This window comes from Vibrio sp. 10N.222.49.A3 (assembly GCF_041475145.1).
GTDB lineage: Bacteria > Pseudomonadota > Gammaproteobacteria > Enterobacterales > Vibrionaceae > Vibrio > Vibrio tasmaniensis_A.
On record NZ_JBFRVM010000230.1, the window covers coordinates 1 to 577 of the forward strand.

At 38.8% G+C, this 577-nt stretch carries 1 pseudogene; it reads right to left on the reverse strand.

What is annotated here, in order from left to right:
* Nucleotides 1-154: 154 nt before the first annotated feature.
* Nucleotides 155-539 (reverse strand): annotated as a pseudogene (locus AB4589_RS23725) (transposase); the annotation flags it as partial.
* Between the last annotated feature and the right edge of the window lie 38 nt (nt 540-577).

Below are 577 nucleotides of genomic sequence, written 5' to 3' on the forward strand. Positions count from 1 at the left end.
GTTTTTATACTTAATAATAATAATTAAGTATAAAATTTTTACAGATGTCTTAAGTGGAGCATATTCGATCCTCCCACGTTTAGTAGATTCTTCTAGAATTCAGATAATAATTGTGATACTTCATGGCGTAATTTTCGCCAATTTGGGCGTTTTAGTTTCTTAACCTTAATGTACCGCCGAGCAACGTCTTCATTCGGTACATTAAGGTCTCTGAAAGAGAGCGTTATGGTAGCCGTATGAGTTGAACTGCATATTTGAGGCGAATAACTTCGTCTCACAAGCTCCATCATCAGATATTTAATTGATTCTTTGTCTCGACTATTTGAGCAAGTTAGGTAGAACTTCACCGTCGGATACACGGGATGAACTTAACTCAGCAGGAATGATTTCATGCGTGTTGTTATCTACCGTAAAATGGAACTTCCTCCAGACTCGGTGCTTCCCATCAGTACTATGCTTTTAAATTTTTCACTCGCCCTCACCGTAGACTTTTACCCTGTAGTCTCAATGGTTAAATGCTGGATTGTGCCTTTAGTTCTCTGATTTCAGAAACAAAGTCGATTGGCGCGATGGTACG